At 73.2% G+C, this 1200-nt stretch carries 2 protein-coding genes; both read right to left on the reverse strand.

Annotation, left to right across the window (positions count from 1 at the left end; translation table 11 throughout):
• Nucleotides 1-32: 32 nt before the first annotated feature.
• Nucleotides 33-308, reverse strand: a complete 276-nt coding sequence (locus tag POF73_RS45720; protein ID WP_272125463.1) for a hypothetical protein — start codon at nt 306-308, stop codon at nt 33-35.
• A gap of 10 nt (nt 309-318) precedes the next feature.
• Nucleotides 319-1023 carry a DUF5994 family protein gene (locus POF73_RS45725; protein ID WP_272125464.1) on the reverse strand — a complete coding sequence of 235 codons (705 nt, stop codon included), beginning with the start codon at nt 1021-1023 and terminating at the stop codon, nt 319-321.
• Between the last annotated feature and the right edge of the window lie 177 nt (nt 1024-1200).

A 1200-nucleotide genomic window follows, 5' to 3' on the forward strand; every position in this document is an offset into this window, starting at 1 on the left:
CGTGCGCGCGGCCGCTGACGGAAGCCGGCTGGTCACCTGTGGTGAGTGGTGCGGCTGCGGCGGCGGCGCGGTGGGAAGCGGCCGCGGCCCCCGTCGCGGTGGTCCCGTCGTTCGCCGGTGGTCGGTGGCTCGGACCGGTCCGGTCCCACCGGGGGCTGGGGCGTGCCGCGGCCGCGGCGGCCGGGCAGGGGGGCGCTGTACTGGTGCACGGCGATCCTGTCGGCGTGCTGGAGGTTGAGCCGGTGGATCACGTATGCCGCCGCTGCGATGAGGACCACGATGGCGGCGGCTGTCAGGAAGGCGTTCATGGCGGCCACCTCACATGCCGACGATCAGGCGGCTGGCCCGGTCGGGCGGACCGGTCTGCCGGGGAACGGTCGCGGACACCGCGGGGGCGCCGCCCTCGTACTCCCATGCCTCGTCCGGGTCCAGTGGCCCGTCGGTCGCGGAGACGGCGTGCCGGGCCTCGTCCGCGGCGATGAGCGCGCTCGCGGTCAGTGGCGGGCCGTCGTGGTCGGAGGCGGCAGCCATCAGCCGGGCCGCCGACTCCGCCCCGGTCTCGGGCGGGATGACCAGCAGGTCCCAGCGGCCGGTGCCGTAGGAGAGCAGCAGCAGCTTGTGCGGGTCGATCTCCGGGGTGAACCAGCCGACCTTGACGATGTGACCGTCCACGGGAACCTTGCGGGGGATGACCGGCCAGTGCTCCGGGTTGACGGCGATGCGGGTGATGCGGCCCCACAAGGGGTCCAACACGTCGGTGAGCGCCGGAAGTTCGCTCAGCAGATCCCGGGATCGGGGCCACCAGGCCCCGTCCAGGAGTCCACGGGAGGTGCCGTCGGTCTTCAAAGCGAGACGCGCGGCCGGGGCTGCGACGGGCTCGGGGTGCGGCAGGGTTGGGTACAAGGTCGCCGACATGATGCGGACCCGTCTCCGGGCCGCCTCTGCGGCGGCCCGGGTTTCATCTTTCGCCGAGAACGACCCGGCGTGAAAGCCGGTGTGCGAAATGCTCTCGGTACTGTCCACACTACTCCGCGTTCCGCCGCAGCGCGGGGCATGTGGCCGCCGGGATGTGGAGCAGTCGCCGGGTGATCTCCCGGTACTGCCTCAGCGCGAGCCGGAGTTCCTCGGACTGCGGTCCGGGATCCCGGTCCTGCCGGCCGGCGCGCAGGACACGCCGCCGTCCCGCGAAGGCGTTCACGA

Origin of the sequence: Streptomyces sp. HD (assembly GCF_028369295.1) — a bacterium.
GTDB lineage: Bacteria > Actinomycetota > Actinomycetes > Streptomycetales > Streptomycetaceae > Streptomyces.